Origin of the sequence: Parafrankia sp. Ea1.12 (genome assembly GCF_900465275.1) — a bacterium.
Classification (GTDB): Bacteria; Actinomycetota; Actinomycetes; order Frankiales; family Frankiaceae; genus Parafrankia; species Parafrankia soli.
This window is the reverse complement of record NZ_UBIZ01000525.1, coordinates 1-917: the sequence shown is the minus strand read 5'-3', so window position 1 is coordinate 917 and position 917 is coordinate 1. Positions and strand designations below refer to the sequence as shown.

The following is a 917-nucleotide window of genomic DNA, read 5'->3' as shown; positions in this document are numbered from 1 at the left end:
CTGGACGGCTACCGCCGACTGACCATCCGCTACGAACGCAACGGCCGTAACTTCCTCGGATTCCTTTCCCTGGCTGCCGCGATCACCTGCTGGAAGAAACTCCCACACCCCACCTGAGACACGCTCTAAGTTCCCGCACCTGCCGACCAGTCGCCACCTCCCACAACCGCAGCGGCGAGGTGGGGCCCTTGTTTCCGGCGCGGGGTGCCCTCGCACGGGCGTGCGGCGCCGGCCGGGGTGGAGGCGGGCCCGCAACGAGACGAGAGCCCATACGTCCCATCGCGTCGACGAACACCTGCGGCGGGCCACCGGACAGCGTGATCTCGCGGATGGGATCATCCGACCCCAGTCTCAATCGTTGTGTCGCCGAGATCGGGTCGCCGGCCGCCCGGGCGCGGTAGGACAGGATCCACGCCCCTGCGGGCTTGCCCAGGTTCACCTCGATACCCCACTCGTAATCAGATCCGGGCGCCCGGTCGGTGGCTGCCGCCAAAATCCCGTTTTCCACGGATGTCCTGCTGGCCTTCCCGCCGGCTTGTGGCGCCCGTCCGCCGCCGCGCCGAAAGCGAGGTGCCCCAGCGAACAGAGGCCGCCCGGGGTCAGTCTTCGGGCGGGTCGATCGGGGTGGTCACTTGGACTGCAGCGCCGCGATCACGATGGCGCGAAGAATCTCGAAGATGGTGGCGGCGAGGAGTTCGCTGAGGCCGAGAAATCCGAGATACAAGCCGAGGGCGAGGACGGCCAGGACACGAAAGGCCGCACCCAGCCCAGCGGGGAAGATATCGAAGACAGAGTCCGCCGGCTGTTCGCAACGAGAAATCTTCCCGGGCCGAATGTGAACTTGGTGTGGTCTCGTCGGGTTCGTGCTTGTCGGGGTGGCGCACACACCTTTATGGTCGAACGTGTGTTCGATCCTA

At 66.4% G+C, this 917-nt stretch carries 1 protein-coding gene; it reads right to left on the bottom strand.

Features of this window, described 5'->3' with window-relative positions; all coding sequences use genetic code 11:
* Nucleotides 1-628: 628 nt before the first annotated feature.
* Nucleotides 629-917: hypothetical protein (locus tag FMEAI12_RS36785; protein WP_160144357.1), on the bottom strand; the 289-nt coding region annotated here is incomplete at its 5' end.